Genomic DNA, 534 nt, shown 5'->3' on the forward strand with positions numbered 1-534 from the left:
CATGGACGTGCGGGACGGTGCGCGACGCTCCGGGGCCGCGTTCGCGACGGGGCGCTTCGGCTTGTCCACGTCCGTGTGCTCGTCGTCGAAGCCCTCGTCCTCGTCGGGGCCCAGGGCGAGGGGGGACGGGCCGGCGCCCTCGGTGGCGTCGTCCGCGCCCGAGCCCGGCGTCCACCCGGAAACGGCCTTCGCGGGGGCGCGGGAGGAGGGCTCGGTGTCCTCGCTCTTGCGCATGGGCCGCTCGTTCGTCGTGGAGTCCTCACTGCCGGCGCCGGGGGTCCAACCCGGACGCGAGGGCCGGTTCTGCATGGGTGAGTCCTCCGGGGCCGGGGGTGCCCCTTCTCGGTGAAAAGCTCGAGGGTGTGGACCAGAGTCTTCCGCTTCCGGGCCCGGATTCCAATCCGCTTGGAGAAGTTGCCCGGTCGCAGCCTGCCTGGACGGGGGGGCATCCCCGCTTGCCCGGGGGCCTTCGCCCGGGTCGGTGGTGTCCTCGGCGCCCGGGCCGGCGCCGTGGGCCAGGGCGCCTTCCTGGGG

1 protein-coding gene is annotated in these 534 nt (G+C 74.9%); it reads right to left on the reverse strand.

Annotated elements, in window-relative coordinates; genetic code table 11:
* A partial coding sequence (locus D7Y13_RS42160; RefSeq protein WP_208734577.1) for a hypothetical protein occupies nt 1–309 on the reverse strand: 309 nt, incomplete at its 3' end.
* Nucleotides 310–534: the final 225 nt, after the last annotated feature.

This window comes from Corallococcus praedator (genome assembly GCF_003612125.1).
Taxonomy (GTDB): domain Bacteria; phylum Myxococcota; class Myxococcia; order Myxococcales; family Myxococcaceae; genus Corallococcus; species Corallococcus praedator.